Source organism: Streptomyces sp. WAC03905, assembly GCF_057371075.1.
In genome coordinates this window covers 6098684-6114981 of the sequence record NZ_JBXYDZ010000003.1, presented here as the reverse complement: position 1 = coordinate 6114981, position 16298 = coordinate 6098684, and the positions used below count along the sequence as shown (strand labels likewise).

12 protein-coding genes are annotated in these 16298 nt (G+C 73.7%); 3 read left to right on the top strand and 9 right to left on the bottom strand.

Going from position 1 to position 16298, the window contains the following annotated elements:
- Position 1 precedes the first annotated feature (1 nt).
- From AC2RP6_RS30105 to AC2RP6_RS30070, 8 genes are all read right to left on the bottom strand, one after another.
- Positions 2–1084, bottom strand: coding sequence for a Zn-dependent alcohol dehydrogenase (locus AC2RP6_RS30105; protein ID WP_486449025.1), 1083 nt, complete (start codon positions 1082–1084; stop codon positions 2–4).
- Positions 1085–1174: 90 nt separating this feature from the next.
- Complete coding sequence (locus AC2RP6_RS30100; protein ID WP_486449024.1) at positions 1175–2587, bottom strand: aldehyde dehydrogenase family protein; 1413 nt, start codon at positions 2585–2587, stop codon at positions 1175–1177.
- 97 nt (positions 2588–2684) lie between these two features.
- Complete coding sequence (locus AC2RP6_RS30095; protein ID WP_486449023.1) at positions 2685–4190, bottom strand: CitMHS family transporter; 1506 nt, start codon at positions 4188–4190, stop codon at positions 2685–2687.
- A gap of 73 nt (positions 4191–4263) precedes the next feature.
- Positions 4264–6462 carry a molybdopterin-dependent oxidoreductase gene (locus AC2RP6_RS30090; protein ID WP_486449022.1) on the bottom strand — a complete coding sequence of 733 codons (2199 nt, stop codon included), beginning with the start codon at positions 6460–6462 and terminating at the stop codon, positions 4264–4266.
- Positions 6463–6678: 216 nt separating this feature from the next.
- Complete coding sequence (locus AC2RP6_RS30085; protein ID WP_486450504.1) at positions 6679–7299, bottom strand: TetR/AcrR family transcriptional regulator; 621 nt, start codon at positions 7297–7299, stop codon at positions 6679–6681.
- 35 nt (positions 7300–7334) lie between these two features.
- Positions 7335–8639 carry a hypothetical protein gene (locus AC2RP6_RS30080; RefSeq protein WP_486450503.1) on the bottom strand — a complete coding sequence of 435 codons (1305 nt, stop codon included), beginning with the start codon at positions 8637–8639 and terminating at the stop codon, positions 7335–7337.
- Between the two features lie 427 nt (positions 8640–9066).
- The gene (locus tag AC2RP6_RS30075; RefSeq protein ID WP_486450502.1) at positions 9067–9933 is read right to left on the bottom strand and encodes a cupredoxin domain-containing protein; all 867 of its coding nucleotides are present in this window, start codon (positions 9931–9933) and stop codon (positions 9067–9069) included.
- 68 nt (positions 9934–10001) lie between these two features.
- Positions 10002–12287: a right-handed parallel beta-helix repeat-containing protein gene (locus AC2RP6_RS30070; RefSeq protein WP_486449021.1), complete on the bottom strand. Its 2286-nt coding sequence runs from the start codon at positions 12285–12287 to the stop codon at positions 10002–10004.
- Positions 12288–12505: 218 nt separating this feature from the next.
- On the opposite strand from AC2RP6_RS30070, the gene hmgA reads away from it, so the two are divergent.
- Both hmgA and AC2RP6_RS30060 read left to right on the top strand, forming a co-directional pair.
- The gene (gene hmgA, locus AC2RP6_RS30065) at positions 12506–13849 is read left to right on the top strand and encodes a homogentisate 1,2-dioxygenase (protein ID WP_486449020.1); all 1344 of its coding nucleotides are present in this window, start codon (positions 12506–12508) and stop codon (positions 13847–13849) included.
- Positions 13850–13918: 69 nt separating this feature from the next.
- On the top strand, positions 13919–14668 hold the full coding sequence (locus tag AC2RP6_RS30060; protein WP_486449019.1) for a GntR family transcriptional regulator: 750 nt from the start codon (positions 13919–13921) through the stop codon (positions 14666–14668).
- Positions 14669–14717: 49 nt separating this feature from the next.
- Here AC2RP6_RS30060 and AC2RP6_RS30055 read toward each other — a convergent pair whose 3' ends face one another.
- Positions 14718–14879: a hypothetical protein gene (locus AC2RP6_RS30055; protein ID WP_486449018.1), complete on the bottom strand. Its 162-nt coding sequence runs from the start codon at positions 14877–14879 to the stop codon at positions 14718–14720.
- 154 nt (positions 14880–15033) lie between these two features.
- Here AC2RP6_RS30055 and AC2RP6_RS30050 point away from each other — a divergent pair, with 154 nt between their 5' ends.
- Positions 15034–16158 (top strand): type ISP restriction/modification enzyme, encoded by a 1125-nt coding sequence (locus AC2RP6_RS30050; RefSeq protein WP_486450501.1) that lies wholly within the window; start codon positions 15034–15036, stop codon positions 16156–16158.
- Positions 16159–16298 lie beyond the last annotated feature (140 nt).

Below are 16298 nucleotides of genomic sequence, written 5' to 3'. Positions count from 1 at the left end.
CCTAACCGAAGACGACGAGGGAACGGCCGCCCTTGCCCGCCAGCATGGCGTCGAACGCGGCCGGAATGTCGTCGAGGGTGATGCGGTCGGTGACGAGGGCGCCCAGGTCGAGGCGGCCCGTGCGGACGTGCTCGGCGATCACCGGCAGGTCGCGGGCGGGGTCGCTGTTGCCGTAGACGCAGCCGGTGAGGGTGCGGGCGAAGTGGAAGATCTCCAGGGCGTGGAAGGTGACCTGCTGTTCCTTGCCGCCGATGCCGACGACCGTGGTGCGGCCGCCGCGGCGGGTCGAGTCCCAGGCGCCGCGGATGGTGTCGGCGCGGCCGACGCACTCGACGGCGACGTCCGCGCCGTGCCCGCCGGTCAGCGCGCGGACCTGCTTGGCGGTGGTGTCCGAGGGGAGCACGAACTCCGTGGCCCCGGCCGCGCGGGCCAGTTCCTCCTTGGCCGGTGAGACGTCGACGGCGATGACCGGGCCCGCCTGGGCGATCCGGGCGGCCTGGAGCGCGGCCAGGCCGACCCCGCCGACGCCGAAGACGGCCACCGACTCGCCCGGGCGGACCTGGGCGCTGTGGTGGACGGCCCCGTAGCCGGTGAGGACGGCGCAGCCGAGCAGGGCGGCCTCGGCGAGCGGGATCCCGGCGGGTGCGGGCAGCACGCAGTCGGCCGCGACGACGGTCTCCTCGGCGAACGCGGCCACGTTCAGACCGGGGTGCAGTGCCGTGCCCCGCGCGTCGTGCGCGTATACGTTCCCGACCCCGGCGAGCGCCGTCGCGCAGAGCCAGACCTCACCCATGGTGCAGTGGTGGCACGTCCCGCAGGACGGGGCCCAGTTGAGCACCACGCCGTCCCCGGGCGCGACGTGGCTGACGCCTTCCCCGACGGCGAGGACCGTGCCCGCGCCCTCGTGGCCGAGGACGGCGGGGACGGGAACCCGCATGGTTCCGTTGGTGAGGGAGAGGTCGGAGTGACAGACGCCGGCCGCGGCCAGCCTGACGCGGACCTGCCCCGGGCCGGGATCGGGCAGCACGATCTCCCTGATCTCCAGCGGTGCTCCGACGGCGGGCAGGATGGCGGCACGGACCATGGGCGTCGTCTCGACTTTCCGGTGCGGGGGCGGGCCGGCTCGGCGGGCCGGCGGGTTAGGCCGGTTCTGCGGCTCGGGCGGTTCTGCGGTTCAGAACTGCAGGGACTTGGTCTGGAGGTACTCCGCCAGGCCGTGGGGGCCCAGCTCGCGGCCGACACCCGACTGCTTGTGGCCGCCGAAGGGCGCGAGGATGTTGTAGCGGCCGCCGTTGATGTCCACCTGGCCGGTGTCCATGCGGCGTGCGAAGGCCGCGGCCGTCTCCTCGTCCGCGGCCCAGACGGCGCCGCCGAGGCCGTAGACGGTGCCGTTGGCGATGCGCAGGGCCTCCTCCTCGTCCTCGTAGGCGAGGATCGACAGCACCGGGCCGAAGATCTCCTCCTGGGCGATGGTCATGTCGGAGGTTACGTCGGCGAACACGGTCGGGGCGACGAAGTACCCGTGCTCGTGCGGCGCGTCCGGGCCTCCGGCGACCAGGCGCGCGCCCTCCTCCACGCCCTTCGCGATGAAGCCGCGGACGCGCTCGTGCTGCTTGGCGTTGACGACGGGGCCGACGCGGGTGCCCGGCGTACGCGGGTCGCCGGTGGGGTGGTCGGCGACGGCGGCGACCGCGAGCCGGACGGCCTCGTCGTACTGGTCCCGGTGGACGAGCATCCGGGTGAGTGCGTTGCAGCTCTGGCCGGTGTTGTTCATGACGTGGCCGACGCCCGCGGCGACGGCCTTGGGGAGGTCGGCGCCGGGCAGGATGACGTTCGCCGACTTGCCGCCCAGTTCGAGGGCGACGCGCTTGACGGCTGCGCCGGCCGTGGCACCGACCTGCTTGCCGACGGCGGTCGAACCGGTGAAGGAGACGAAGTCGACTCCCTCGTGGGCGGCCAGGGCCTGTCCCGCGACCGGGCCGGTGCCGGTCACCAGGTTGAAGACTCCGGCCGGGATCCCTGCCTCGTGCACGGCTTCGGCGAAGAGCTGCGCGGTCAGCGGGGTGTCCTCCGCCGGCTTGAGGACGAGGGTGCAGCCGGCGGCGAGAGCGGGTGCCACCTTGGCAACGACTTGGTACAGCGGGTAGTTCCAGGGCGTGATGGCTCCGACGACACCGACCGGCTCCATGAGGACGGTGGAGTTCCCGATGCGCTCCTCGAAGGCGTACGAGGCGGCCAGCTCCACGTACGAGGAGACCACGGCGACCGACGAGCCGACGTGGACGGCCTTGGCGAAGCCGAGCGGGGCGCCGAGTTCGGCGGTGACGGTCTCCGTCAGCTCGCCCTTGCGGGCCTGCAGGGCGTCGCGGAGCGCTCCGATCAGCCCGGCCCGTTCGGCGGGCGGCGTGGCGGCCCAGCCGGGCAGGGCCGCGCGGGCCGCGCGTACGGCCGCGTCCACGTCCTCTTCCGTACCGGCAGGAACCTGGGCGATGACCTGGCCGTCGGCGGGATTGACGACATCGATCCGGCCGGTTCCGACGGCGGGGCGCCAGGCGCCGTCGATGTACATCCCGTCCTGGGCCTTCATGGCATTCCTCCCGAGTGCGCGCGAACGCGTGGATCCGACCTCCCCGCCACCCTACAAACTAGCGGCGGTAGTTTTCTTCGGCCAGGGGCCGCGGGCGTCAGATGATGCCGAAAACCATCCCTGCCGCGAGGACGACGAGGGAGGTGAGGGCCGCCCACTTCACGGTGAAGCGGGTGTGGTCGCCGAACTCGACCCTGGCCATGCCCACGAGTACGTACACGGCCGGAACCAGTGGGCTCGACATGTGCAGCGCCTGGCCGACGAGGGAGGCGCGGGCGATCTCGAGCGGGGAGACGCCGTGGGCGGCGCCGGCCTCGGCGAGGACGGGCAGGACGCCGAAGTAGAAGCCGTCGTTGGACATGAAGTAGGTGAGCGGCAGGCTGAGCACACCGGTGACCAGTGCCATGTGCGGGCCCATGCCCTCGGGGATGGCGCCGACCAGCCAGTCGGCCATGTGCTTGACCATGCCGGTGCCGGTGAGGACCCCGGTGAAGACGGCCGCGGCGAAGACCATGCCGGCGACGTTCAGGACGTTGTCGGCGTGGGCGGCGATCCGGGCCTTCTGGTCGGGCATGTGCGGGAAGTTGACCGTGAGGGCGAGGGCGGCGCCGAGCAGGAACAGCACCGGGATCGGCAGCAACTCCGTGATCATCGCGGCGAGGAGGGCGACGGTGAGACCGGCGTTGAACCAATAGAGGCGCGGGCGCAGGGTGGGCCGCCGGGGGTCGAGCCCCTGGAACCCCTCCCCCGCACCGTCGGCGCCCTCGGACCCGGCACCCGGGCCGGGGGCGGGGGCGGCAGCCGCGGCGGGGGCGGGCGCCGGCCCGGTGGACGCGGCCGAGACCACGGTGGACGCGGCGGAGGCGGTGGATGCGGCGGCTGCGTCGTCGGCGCCTCCGGCGGTGACCCCGACCAGGTCCTCCCCGACGGCCTCGGCGTCCTCGGCGGTCTCGGCGGTCTCGGCGGGCTTCCGGCCCGGGAGCACCAGCACCCCGACGCGGCGGCGTTCCCGCAGGCCGAGGAAGTACGCCAGCGCGAACACGAAGAGCAGGCCCATCGCGAGGGCCGGGATCATCGGGACGAAGATGTCGGCGGCGTCGAGCTTGAGGGCGGTCGCGGCGCGGGCGGTGGGGCCGCCCCAGGGCAGGGTGTTCATCACGCCGTTGGCGGTGGCCGCGACACCCGTCATGACGACGAGACTGAGGCCGAGCCGCTTGTAGAGCGGGTACATGGCCGAGACCGTGATCATGAAGGTGGTCGATCCGTCGCCGTCGAGAGAGACGATCGCGGCGAGGACCGCCGTGCCGACCACGACGCGCACCGGGTCGGCCTTGCAGAAGCGCAGGATGCCCCGGACGATCGGGTCGAAGAGGCCGACGTCGATCATCAGGCCGAAGTAGACGATGGCGAACATCAGCATGGCGGCGGTCGGTGCGAGCTTGCCGACGCCTTCGATGACGTAGTCGCCGAGGTGGGCGCCCTTTCCTGCGAAGACGCAGAACAGTGCGGGGATGAGGACGAGCGCCGCGATGGGCGACATTTTCTTCATCATGATCAGGACCAGGAAGGTCGCGATCATGGCGAAGCCGAGGAAGGTCAGCATGGGGGGAAGGTAGGTGCCGCCTCCAGGCCCCAACAAGACGTCGACGCGTGAGCAATACGAGCAAAACCCCAGCTCAGGGCAGGGGTGTCAGCTCGACGGGGAAGGCGTTGAGCACGGCCGTGCCGGAGAGCCGGTCCATGCGGGTGCCGTCGAGGAGCTGGTTGACATTGGCTCCGGGCGCGGCGGAGGCCACGCCGAGGCGGGCTCCGGCGCGGTCGTGGCCCCAGCCGTGCGGGAGGCTCACCACCCCGGTGCGGACGGCGTCGGTGACCTCGACGGGGACTTCCAGGCTGCCTCCGTCGGCGGCGATCCTGGCCCGTCCCCCGTCGGTGAGACCGAGCCGGGCCGCGTCCTGCGGGTGGACGTGGAGGGTGCAGCGGTTGGAACCTCCGGTGAGGGCCGGGACGTTGTGCAACCAGCTGTTGTTGGACCGCAGGTGGCGGCGGCCCACGAGCACCAGGGCGGCGGGGCGTTCGGCGAGCGTCGCGCGCAGCGCGGGGAGTTCGGCCGCTATCGGGTCCGGGAGCAGCTCGATCCTGCCACTGCGCGTCTTGAGCACCTCGGGGAGCCGGGGCCGCAGCGGGCCCAGGTCGATGCCGTGTGGTGCCTTCAGCAGGTCGTCGAGGCCGAGGTCGTACGGTCCGAGGCGCAGCATCAGGTCCAGTCGTCGCTCCGGGCCGGTGCGACCCGTCAGCCGGCGGGCCTGTACGGAGGGGTCGGCGCCGTACAGCGGCGCGTGGGCATCGGTGACGGCCCGGGCGAGGGTGTCGCCGATGACGCGCTCGTCGACGGCCTCCGGCGGGGCTCCGTGCAGCCCCGACAGGGCGAGGATGAGACGCGCGTGGATCTCGCACTCGTCCATTCGCCCCTCCTCCAGGGGGACGGCGGGCGGCGAGTAGCGGACCTGGTTGCGTACGGCGAAGGCGTTGAAGGCGAAGTCGAAGTGCGCGCTCTGCGCGGGCGGCGGTGGGGGCAGCACGACGTGGGCGTGGCGGGAGGTCTCGTTCAGGTACGGGTCGACCGAGACCATGAAGTCGAGGCCGGCCAGCGCCCGGTCGAGACGGTCGCCGTCGGGTGCCGAGAGGACGGGGTTGGCGGCGATGGCGATGAGGGTGCGGATCCGCCCCTCCCCCGGCGTCTCGATCTCCTCGGCCAGTGCCGCGATGGGCAGTTCGCTCTTGGCTTCGGGGTGGCCGCTGACCCGGCTGTGCCAGCGGCCGACCGTGAAGCCCTTGCCGGGGCCGGCCGGCCGGGGTGCGCGGTCGGTGGCGGAGAGCGGGAAGAGGGCTCCGCCAGGCCGGTCGAGGTTGCCGGTGAGGATGTTGAGCACGTCGACGAGCCAGCTGGCGAGCGTGCCGTGTTCGACGGTGCAGCTGCCGATCCGCCCGTAGACGGCGGCGGTGGGTGCGGCGGCGAGGTCGCGGGCGAGGCGGCGGATCTCATGGGCCGTGAGGTCGCAGGCGGGTGCGACGGTCTCAGGAGTGAAACTCCCGAGGGCGGCGCCGAGTTCCCCGAGTCCTTCGACGTGTTCCTCCAGCCTGCCCGGGGCGGTGAGCCGTTCCGCGATCAGGGTGTGCGCGAGGGCGGCGAGCAGGAGCACGTCGCTGCCGGGCCGCGGCGCGAGGTGCCGGTCGGCGAGGGCGGCCGTGCGGGTGCGGCGCGGGTCGACGACGACGAGGGTGCCGCCGCGGGCGCGCAGGGCCTTGAGCCGCCCGGGGAAGTCGGGGGCCGTGCAGAGGGAGCCGTTGGACTCGACCGGGTTGGCGCCCAGGAGCAGCAGGAAGTCCGTCCGGTCGAGATCGGGGACCGGGATGGCCAGGGGGTCGCCGAAGAGGAACCCGCTGGAGACGTGCTTGGGCATCTGGTCGAGCGTGCTGGCGGTGAAGAGGTTGCGGGTGCCGAGGGCCTTGAGGAGGAGCGGCGGGTAGAGCGCGCCGGCCATGGTGTGCACGTTCGGGTTGCCGAGGACCACGCCGACGGACTCGGGCCCGTACTCCCCGACCAGGTCGGGCACGGCGGCGGCGATGGCGTCGTAGGCCTCCTCCCAGGTGGCCTCCCGCAGCCTGCCGTCACGGCGGACGAGGGGGGTGCGCAGGCGGTCGGGGTCGGCGTCGATCTGCCCGAAGGCGGCGCCCTTGGGGCAGATGAAGCCGCGGCTGAAGACGTCGTCGCGGTCGCCGCGGGCGCCCGTGACGGTGGAGCCCTCGATGGTGAGGGTGAGGCCGCAGGTGGCTTCGCAGAGGGGGCAGATGCGCAGGGCGGTGCGGGGCATGGGCCCTCCAGGGCGGCGGCAGGCGGCACGGGCATGCGGGGAGCCCCGAGCATACCGACCGGTAGGCACGGTGGCGAGGGAGTGCGCGACGACGGCACGGACGGAGGGCGGCTCCCCCCGCGCGGAGGCGGAGGCGGAGGCAGGGCGGCGCCCGGGACGAGTACGGGCTACGGGCTACGGGCTACGGGCTACGGGCTACGGGCTACGGGCTACGGCTCAGTCCAGTACGCGGGCCAGGTAGGCCCGCATCATCGCGCGGGTCTCGGCGACGATGCCGGGGTCACCGGCCGGGTCGGTCCGGAAGGCCAGTTGGATCAGCGCGTCGGTGGCCTCGACCGCGACGAGGACCGCGCGCTCCAGCGTGGCGTCGGGGGTGAGGCCGAGGTGCGCGGAGAGCAGTTCGGTCAGGCGGGCGGCGACCTGGTGGTTCGGATCGCCCTCCGGGTCGTCGGCCGGTGGGGCGGGCACGCCGAAGTCGACGAGCGCGAAGCCGGGCACGCCGCGCTTCATCGCCAGGTACTCGTCCAGGACGGCGTCCACCACCGGGCGCCAGTCGGTGGCGGGCAACCCGGCGAGGCGGTCAGCGATGCCGTCGGCGTAGCGGTCCAGGTTGCGGTGCGCGAGGGCGATGGCCATGGCCCGCTTGTTGCCGAAGAAGCGGTAGACGGAGCCGATCGGCACACCGGCGCGCTGGGCGACGGCGCGGGTGCTCAGGTTCTCGTACCCGGTCTCGTCGAGCAGTTCGGCGCAGGCGTCGAGGATCCGGGCGAGCCGGTCGGCACTGCGCTGCTGGATCGGCGTACGGCGCAGGGAGTGGGCGGGAGGCACGGGGTCCATCATGCCGCTCGTCGCTTCCGGGTCGGGCGGGGGCCTCAGTTCAGCAGCAGACTGAGGCCGCCGATCGTGTACGTGATCATCAGCGCGAGCAGCGGCAGCTGCCCGGCCACGGCTCTGGCGGGCGGGAAGAGGCGGACGGAACGGTCGTGGGCGGCGACCACGCCGAGGACGTGACCGGTGACGACGGCGATGACCTGGAGGGCGGCGAGTCGGCCGGGGCCCAGGGGTGGAGCGGGTTCGGGGGCGTTGTCAGTGCCGAGTGCCATGCTTACTGTGCGTGGTCCTTCGACTACCAGGAGGGAGAAGTAGTGGGCGATGAGATAGCCGAGGGCGATGGGGACGAGTGAGTGCGCGAAGGCGGTCAGCGGGCCGGGGTGCGGGCCGCTGACCAGGCGGGTGGCCGCGGCGCACAGGCAGTAGAGGGTGGCGACGAGGGCGACGGAGCCGAGCAGTCCGAGTGTGGCCGCGGGTGTGCGGCCGAGGGGGGAGGTCTGAAGGGTATTGATCCAGGAGGGGTTGTCGGAGAAGCCGTCGTAGGCGGTGGATCCGAGGAGGACGCAGACGGTGGCGACGAGTCCGGGCCGCTCGGGCGTCGCGTCGAGTCCGTGGAAGGGGTTGCGCAGGACGAGCCGGCCGTCGCTGCGGCGGCCGAGGGGGGAGAGACGGGCGAAGAGTGCGGAGTACGCCTCGAAGGCGTCTCCGCCGGCGAACCAGCTCTCGCCGTAGCGGGCGGCGAGCAGCAGGTGAGCGGTGGCGTAGGTGGTGATCGCGATCAGGAGGGGGGTGGTGGACGCGGGATCGGGAGAGACGAGTTCGAGCCAGGTGAAGGCGAGCAGTCCGGCGGCGGCGGGCCACAGTCCCAGCCGGGCGGGGAGGGGGTGGTGGCCGGTGGCCGGGCGGCGCAGGGCCCGGGACAGCAGGCGGTGCAGGGTGCGCAGTGGGTTGAGCAGGCGCCATACGGGGCCGAGGAGGAGGGAGGCGGGCACGAGTCCGACCCAGAGGAGGACGTAGACGGCGCCGGGAGCGGGGTTGTGGGCGGGGTCGTCGGGACCGAGGAGGAGGTGGAGCAGGACGAAGAGCGCGGCGGCGAGCCCCAGCCCGCGCAGGGTGGTTCGGGTGGCCGGCGCGTCGGCCACCCGCTGGAGGGCGGCGGGCAGGACGAGGCCCGACTGCTCTCCGCGGAAGCGGGAGGTGGACCAGAGCAGGCCGAGCGCGAGGAAGGAGACGAACAGCGCCGCGAAGGCTCCGGCGAACGCGTAGAAGGGAGAGATCGGCAGATCGTGCTGGGAGCCGATTCCGTGCGCGAGTGCGGTGAACGGTTCGGCCGGGTGAAGGACCACGCCCTGGCCGTTGCCGCCGCCGCCCGCGACGGGGAGGCCCCCCGGGCCGGGCGGGACCGCGCTCACCACCGTGCCGCCGTGCTGCGCGGGCCGCCTCCGTCGGATCGGCGACCGGACGACCCGGGCGTTGGCCCGCCCGGGGATGGCCGGCCGGCGCCGCCTGCGGCGTGCGCGGACGCCGGTACGGTCCGTTGTCCGGGTCCCGGCCTGGGCCCGAACACGGACCTCGGCCCGCACACGGACCTGGGCCGGAGTGCGGACCTGGGCCGGAAGCTGAGGCCGGGTTTGCCCCATCGGCGGCCCCACCGGCCGGGCCCGGTCGTGGGGTGCGGGGCGGAATCGGCGGTACGGGACGGCGACACGGACGGTACCCGCGACTGCGCGGGGGCCGTCATGTGACGGGGCCCGTTGCGGGGGTCGGGAGCGGTCATCGGACGAGGAGTTGGGTCAGGACGAGGTCGGACTCGTGGGTCTCGACCTCGAAGAGGCCCGTGCGGTCCGCCGTCAGGACCAGGGTGGCCTCCTGGTCTGCGGGCAGGGCGAGTTCCTTGTCGTAGCCGTGGACGTGCAGGGTGTCCGCGCGGTCGCTGGTGACGCGCAGGGCGACGCGTTCGCCGCGCCGCAGCTCGGTGCGGGCCGGGGCGGGGCTGACCTTGCCGTCCCGGACGGTGATCGTGACCGTGCGGTCCGCCTGTTCCTGTCCCGGCGTCGGCGCCGGCGTCGGCGTCGGTGACTGGGCGGGCCGGGGGTCGCCGTGGCCGTGGCCCCCGGACTGGCCCGGCGCGGGAGCGGTGAGCTGTGCCGCGCCCTCGACGGCCTTGCCCGCCACGGCCCAGGCGGTGTGGTCGTCCGCGTAGAGGCGGACGGTCAGGGTGTGCGCGCCCTCGGGGACCTGGGCCGCGGGCAGGTGGAACCAGGGGCCGTACAGGCGGGCGATCTTGCGTCCGTCGAGTTCCAGATGGGCGTGGCCGGCGCCGGGGAGGGCGGCGCCGCCGGTGCTGTCGGGGGTGAAGCGGAAGTTCTTCACGCTCAGTTGGAGGTTCCAGCCGTCCTCGGAGTCCGGGCGGAGGGCCGGCTGCACTTCCGGTGCGCCCTCGGCCGGCACCTCGCGGAGCCGGTGGCCGGCGGCGTCGGTCGCGGGGAGGAGGGTGCCGACGCTGCCGGAGGCCTGCTCGTGGCTGGTGCCGGGCTTGTGGTGGGTGGTGGCCCGCCCACCGCAGCCCGTTGCCGCGCCGCCTGCGAGGAGCAGGGCGAGAGCGAGCAGAGCCACCCTGCGGGCGGTCCGGCGGGGCACCGCCGCGCAGGGCGAGCGGCGCGGCGCACCTCCGGCCTCGCACCCGACCCGGTCGCCGAGCCTGGCGGTCACGCCGTGCCTCCGGCGGCCTTGGGCACCCGCGTCCCGTCGGCGGCTTCGGTCACCTGGGCGCTGGCCGACGTCGCACCGGGGTCGGCCGGCTCGGTGGCTGCTGCTGCCCGGGGCGCGTGCGGGGTCGCACCGGGGTCGGCCGGCTCGGTCGCCGCTTCCGCCCGGGGCGCGTTCGGGGTCGCAGCGGGCTCGGTGGATGCGGGCGGCTCGGGCGCGTGCGGGGTAGCAGCCGGGGCGGGGGGCGGAGGTGGGCCGTCGGCTTCGGGCGTGGTGGTCGGGCGGGCCGAGGCCACGACCGCCCACAGGATCCAGACCACGGCCACCAGGGCCCGCACCCAGGCGGGGCTCACCGGGGTCCACGGGATCATCAGGACCGCCTTGTCGAAGGCGTCCAGCAGGGTCAGGCCGGCCAGCAACAGGGTCAGACGGGCCAGCCAGGGGCGGGTGGGGCGCAGGGCCAGGCCCGCTCCGGTCCACCACAGGCCGAGCAGCAGGAGCGCGAGCGCCGGGACGAAGGTCGCGGTCAGGGTCATGGTGGAGCCGGCCACGTCCAGGGCCAGGCCCGCCAGCCCGGCCAGTGCGGCGGCCGTGCCCAGGCGGGAGCCCCGCAGGCGGCGCCACCACAGGACCCCGCCGACGAGGAGCAGCACGGCGGCGACGGCCAGGGCGAGCTGGGTCTCGACGCGCTCCAGGCCGCGCGCGCCGTACCAGTCGCAGCCGGCCGGGAGTTTGCGCGCCTGCACGTTGTAGTCCGCGCAGACGAGCAACTGGACCAGCTTGACGGGTTCGCCGACCAGGCGGGCCGACGCCCCCGAGACCGCGCCCCGCTGCTCGCCGCACCGCGGGACCGTGCCCGGGGTGGAGCCGTCGGGGCCGTCCTGCCAGCAGTTGCCGCGGCCCTGCCCGTCCCACCAGACGTCCATGCCGTTGGGGCGGGAGGCGCCGGACTTGTCCTTGCCGAGCACGTTGCCGGCGTACCGGTTGTGGTGGGAGGTGTCGGTCTGCTTCGACCAGGCCTCCTCGCCCCGGATGAAGGCGGGGACGGCGCTGAGGAAGAAGCCGGCGCGCCGGTGACCGTAGACCCAGTTGTCCTCGTAGAGGTTCCAGTTGCCGCCGGCGGTGATGATGCCGGTGCCGGGCGGCATGGAGATCTGGGGGCACACGACGCCGCGCTCGTAGCCGCGCTCGATCGGGGGCTTGGCGCAGGTGCCGTCGGCGACGTGGCGGTAGTAGTCCTGGTTGTTGTCGTGGATCAGGTTCCGCTGGAACTTCGCGTGGTTCTGCGGGAGTCCGGGGTGTCCGGGGAAGGCGCTGTCCATCGAGGCGCCGCCCATGTTGTGGTCGAACTCGTTGTCGTGCACCCACACCGAGTCACCCGCGGTGCCGGAGTAGCCGACCATGTTGTGGTGGCTGCGGCAGCCGGTGATCTCGATGGAGTAGCGGGGGACGTCGTAGCCGCGGCCGTCGTTGATGTTGGACGCGCTGCCGGGGTAGATGCCGGAGTCGCCGTTGCCGTAGGACTCGCAGTTCTTGTAGAGGCCGTGGTCGCTGGCGAAGGTCAGGAAGCCGTACTCGTCGTTCCAGCGGGTCAGCACGTCGTCGATGACGAAGCCGTCGGCGGCGAGGACGTACAGCGAGTTGAAGGTGGTGCGCTGGGCGGTGAAGTTGCGGAAGTAGACGCCGTCGGACTTGTCGGCGCGGATGGCGTTGAGCTTCTGGTACTTGGCGTCGATCACCACGTCGAGCCGTGATGCTCCGGTGCCCTCGATCTGCAGGTTCTTCTTGCCGAGGATCGCGACGAGGTTCTGGTTGTGCCGGCACTGGGCCTGCTGTTCGTACGACAGGATCTGGTAGCCGAGCGCGGAGTCGGGCGCCTTGAGCGCGGCGCACTCCCCCGTCGGCCGGGGCAGCGAGGGCTCCTCCTCGTAGAGGCCGGGGAGGATCGCGATGTTCATCCCGGGCCGGTCGACGGCGTCGACTGCTTCCTGGAGGTGGCGGTAGCCGCTCTTCTCGCACCGCTCGTACAGGGCGAGGTTGCGGGCCCTGAGGTCCTCGGGGAAGGCGGATATCCGGCGTTCGAAGGCGGGCCGGTCCGTCTTGCAGACGATCAGGTCGGGGTCGGCCTTGCGGTACTCCGGGACGGATCCGGAGCCGTCCGGGAAGGTGACCGGGCGCTCTTCGTGGGCGCGCGCGTCGGGCGCGGCGGCGAAGAGGGACAGGAGGGCGAGGAGGGCGGCGAGGAGCGCCGCCGGCACGGCAGGGAACCTGCGGGTCCACGACATGCGCGTGAGAGTAGAGCAATGTTCATCTTTTGGGATCCCCCCGGGAGCGAATCCGCTTCCCCGCCCGGCCGCCCCGCAGGCCTTCCTCCCGGATCCTGCCGGTTCCTCCCCCACGCCCCTCGCCCTCGCCGGTGAAGGGCCGAAGCGTGCCGTTGACGCGCGGGCCGCGGAATCCTACTGTCAGCCATAGGATTCCTTCGACGGAGCGGGAGCAGCACATGAGCGAGCAGGCCGACAGCGCGCGGGCCGGAGGCGAGCAGGCCCGGAAGACGGCCGAGGCACTGGAGTACCTCACCGGCTTCGGCAACGAGCACAGCTCCGAGGCCGTCCCCGGCGCACTGCCGCTCGGCCGCAACTCCCCCCAGCGCGCCCCCCTCGGCCTCTACGCCGAGCAGCTCAGCGGCAGCGCCTTCACCGAGCCCCGCAACCACAACCGCCGCTCCTGGCTCTACCGGATCCGCCCCTCGGCCGCCCACCCGCCGTTCACCCGGATCGACAACGGGGCCCTGCGCACCGCGCCCTTCACCGACGCGCCCGCGGACCCGAACCGGCTGCGCTGGAACCCGCTGCCCGACCCGGCCCCCGGCACCGACTTCCTGGCCGGCCTGTGGACCCTCGGCGGCAACGGCGACGCGACCCAGCGCACCGGTATGGCCGTCCACCTCTACGCCGCCAACGCCGACATGACCGACCGGGTGTTCAGCGACTCCGACGGCGAGCTGCTGATCGTCCCCGAGCGCGGCGGCCTGCTCCTGCGCACCGAGCTGGGCCTGCTCAGCGCCCGTCCGGGCGAGGTGGCTCTCGTCCCGCGCGGCGTCCGCTTCCGCGTCGAGCTGCTGGACGCCGACGCCCGCGGCTACGTCTGCGAGAACTACGGCCAGCCCTTCGTCCTGCCCGACCTCGGCCCGATCGGCGCCAACGGCCTCGCCGCGGCACGGGACTTCCGGGCCCCGGTGGCCGCGTACGAGGACGTCGAGCGCCCCACCGAGGTGATCAACAAGTTCTGCGGGAACCTCTGGTCGGCCACCTACGGCCACTCGCCGCTCGACGTGGTCGCCTGGTACGGCACGCACGTCCCGTACGTCTACGACCTGCGCCGTTTCAACGTCCTGGGCACGATCAGCTACGACCACCCGGACCCGTCGATCTTCACCGTCCTGACCTCGCCCTCGGACACCCCGGGCCTGGCAGGCGTGGACTTCGTGGTCTTCGCGCCGCGCTGGCTGGTCGGCGAGGACACCTTCCGCCCGCCCTACTTCCACCGCAACGTCATGAGCGAGTACATGGGCCTCATCGAGGGCGCCTACGACGCCAAGGCCGAGGGCTTCGTCCCCGGCGGCGGCTCGCTCCACAACATGATGTCCGCGCACGGCCCCGACCACGAGACCTTCGACCGGGCGAGCGCGGCCGACCTGAAGCCGCAGAAGATCGACGACGGCCTGGCCTTCATGTTCGAGACCCGCTGGCCGATCACCGCCACCGCGCAGGCGGCCGGCGCGGACCACCTCCAGCGCGGTTACGACGACGTGTGGCAGGGTCTGCAGCGCCACTTCCGCGCCTGACCCGTACTGCGTACCCTGCATGCGCCGCACGCGCACGTCAGCACCGTCCAGCCGTTCGGAGATCCACCCGTGACCGCCTTCGCCCCCGACTCGCTGGTACTGAACCGGAAGCTGCCGCTCTGGTATCAGGTCTCGCAGTCACTGCGCGCCTCGATATTGGGGCGGACGCCGGACTCCTCGCTGCGCCTGCCCACCGAGGAGCAGCTCGCCGAGCACTACGGGGTGAGCGTGCTGACCATGCGGCAGGCGCTCAAGGAGCTGGAGGGGGAGGGCCTGATCAGCCGGCACCGGCGGCGCGGCACCTTCATCGAGCCGGGCGCGCTGCGCAGCACACCGGTCCGGCTGCTGGGCTCGGTCGACGCGATCGTGGCCCAGCAGTCGGGCGACAGCACGACGGTCCTCGGCCACGGGCGCACCCCCGTGGCCGGGGAGCTGCTGGAGCACTTCCCCGGCACGCCCGAGGTGGTCACGTACAGGCGTCTGCGGCGCGACCGGGAGAGCGGCGAGCCGACCAACTGGGCGGAGAACGCGGTCCTGCCGGAGTTCGCCGGGGCCGTCGACCTCGCCGACCTGGAACGCTGGCCGATGACGAAGGTGCTGCGGGACGTCGTGGGGGTGCGCATCAGCCGGATCACGGACACCGTGGAGGCCCGGCTCGCCGACCCGGAGACGGCCGAACTGCTCCAGGTGCCGCTGCTGAGCCCGATCCTGCACTACACGGGCGTGACCTACGACGAGGACGGCCGGGTGGTCGACGTGGCGCGGATCCGGTACCGGGGCGACCGGTTCTCCTTCACGGTGACGGTCGACGCGCACTGAGCGGCGCCCCCGTCCCCGCGGACGGGGGCGCCACCCCGCTGCGCCCGGTTCACTTCTTCTCGTCGTCGGCGGTGCGCTCTCCCTCCGCCTGGGACGGCGTCGTCCGCAGGGTCTGGGGGTGGAGCTGCTTGCGCTGGGTCTCGTCCATGTCCTCGTCGAGGCGTTCACCCTCGGCCTGGGACGGAGTCGAGTATTCGTCGTACTGGCTCATGACCGTCTCCTCGGTCGATACCGTACGTATCCATACCTATGCAGCGTAGCCCCTCGGCCTGGACGCGGCCCGGGCACCGGAGCCCGTCGCTACCATCGGCGGCGTGAGCGCTGACACACCGCAGCCGGGACCGGACCCGCTGCTGGACGATCTGATGCCCTGGGCCGTGGGCGGCCTGCGCCTCGGCCGGGACTGGGTGGCCTCCCCCGATCCGGCGGCCCTGCGCACCCGATGGTCCGTCCTGGCGGGCGCCGAGGGGGCCGAGCGGGACCGGCTGTTCCGCCCGAGCCGCAGCCGTACGCCCACCGCGTCGGCGGCCGCGCTGCCCGGGCAGCGCTCGGCGGGCACGGCCCGGTTCGCCGACGCTCCCGGCCCCTGCCCCGATCCCGTACGGGTGCTGCTCGGACCCTTCGACGAGCAGTGGCTCCTGCCCGACCAGCGGCTGATCGACACCGCCCGCCCGGAGCTGTGGCGGGTCCTCGACGAGCACCAGCTGTTCCTCGTCGAGTCCGCCGAGCTGCTGGCCACCGCGCACCTCCCGGCCGGCCGCCTCGGCCGGATCCGCCCCCTGCACCGGCGCCCGGGCGGAGCCGAGCCGAACCTCGCCCCCGGCCTGCTGCCGCTGCTGGGCGAGCGCCACGGCGGCTGGGTGACGCCGGAGGACGTGCTGTGCTGGATCCTGGCGGCCGGCCGGCCCGGTCCGCGCGGGTACGAGGTCCCGCTCGCCGCCGATTCCGGGCGGTGGCGGGCCGGACTGGAGCTGGGGCACCGGCTGCTCACCGTCCGGCTGCGCGGGGCGCGCGGCGGGGAGGCGCCGCGGCTGCCCGGCGGGCGCCGTCCGTACGTCCGCTCGGCGGTCGGGGGGTGGCCGGGCGGGCTCGCGTACGACGCGGAGACCGAGACCCTGACGCTCGGGAGCGGGACGGTCTCCCCGGTGCCGGCCGGGGCGTGGGAGTACGAGGTGCAGGGCGTGCGCGTGCTGGAGAGCTGGTTCGCCGCGCGCGGCGCGCACCGCGGCCCGGAGGCGGCGGGGCTCGCCGCGCTGGGCCCCGCCGCATGGCCGCAGAGCTGGACCTCGGAGCTTCTCGCACTGGTGACCACGCTGGCCCTGCTGGCGGAACTGGCCCCGGAGCGTGCGGCGTTCGAGCCCGGCCCCAGCCTGCCGGCCGCGGAGCTGCGGGCGGCCGGGGTGCTGCCGCCGCCGGCATGGAGCCGGCGGCCGGCCTCGGTGCTGGACCACCAGGAGGAGGGACCGGGCGGCCAGTTCGCCCTCCTCTGACCGAGCGGGCGCGGCGACCGGAGGGGCACGGGGGCACGGGCGATCCAGCACTCCCGCGGCCCGGCGGGGGCGGCGCCGCGCAGAGCGGCCGCCGCGGGCCGGCCGTGATCCGCCGGAGCGGACTTCCTGCTCGGGTGGCA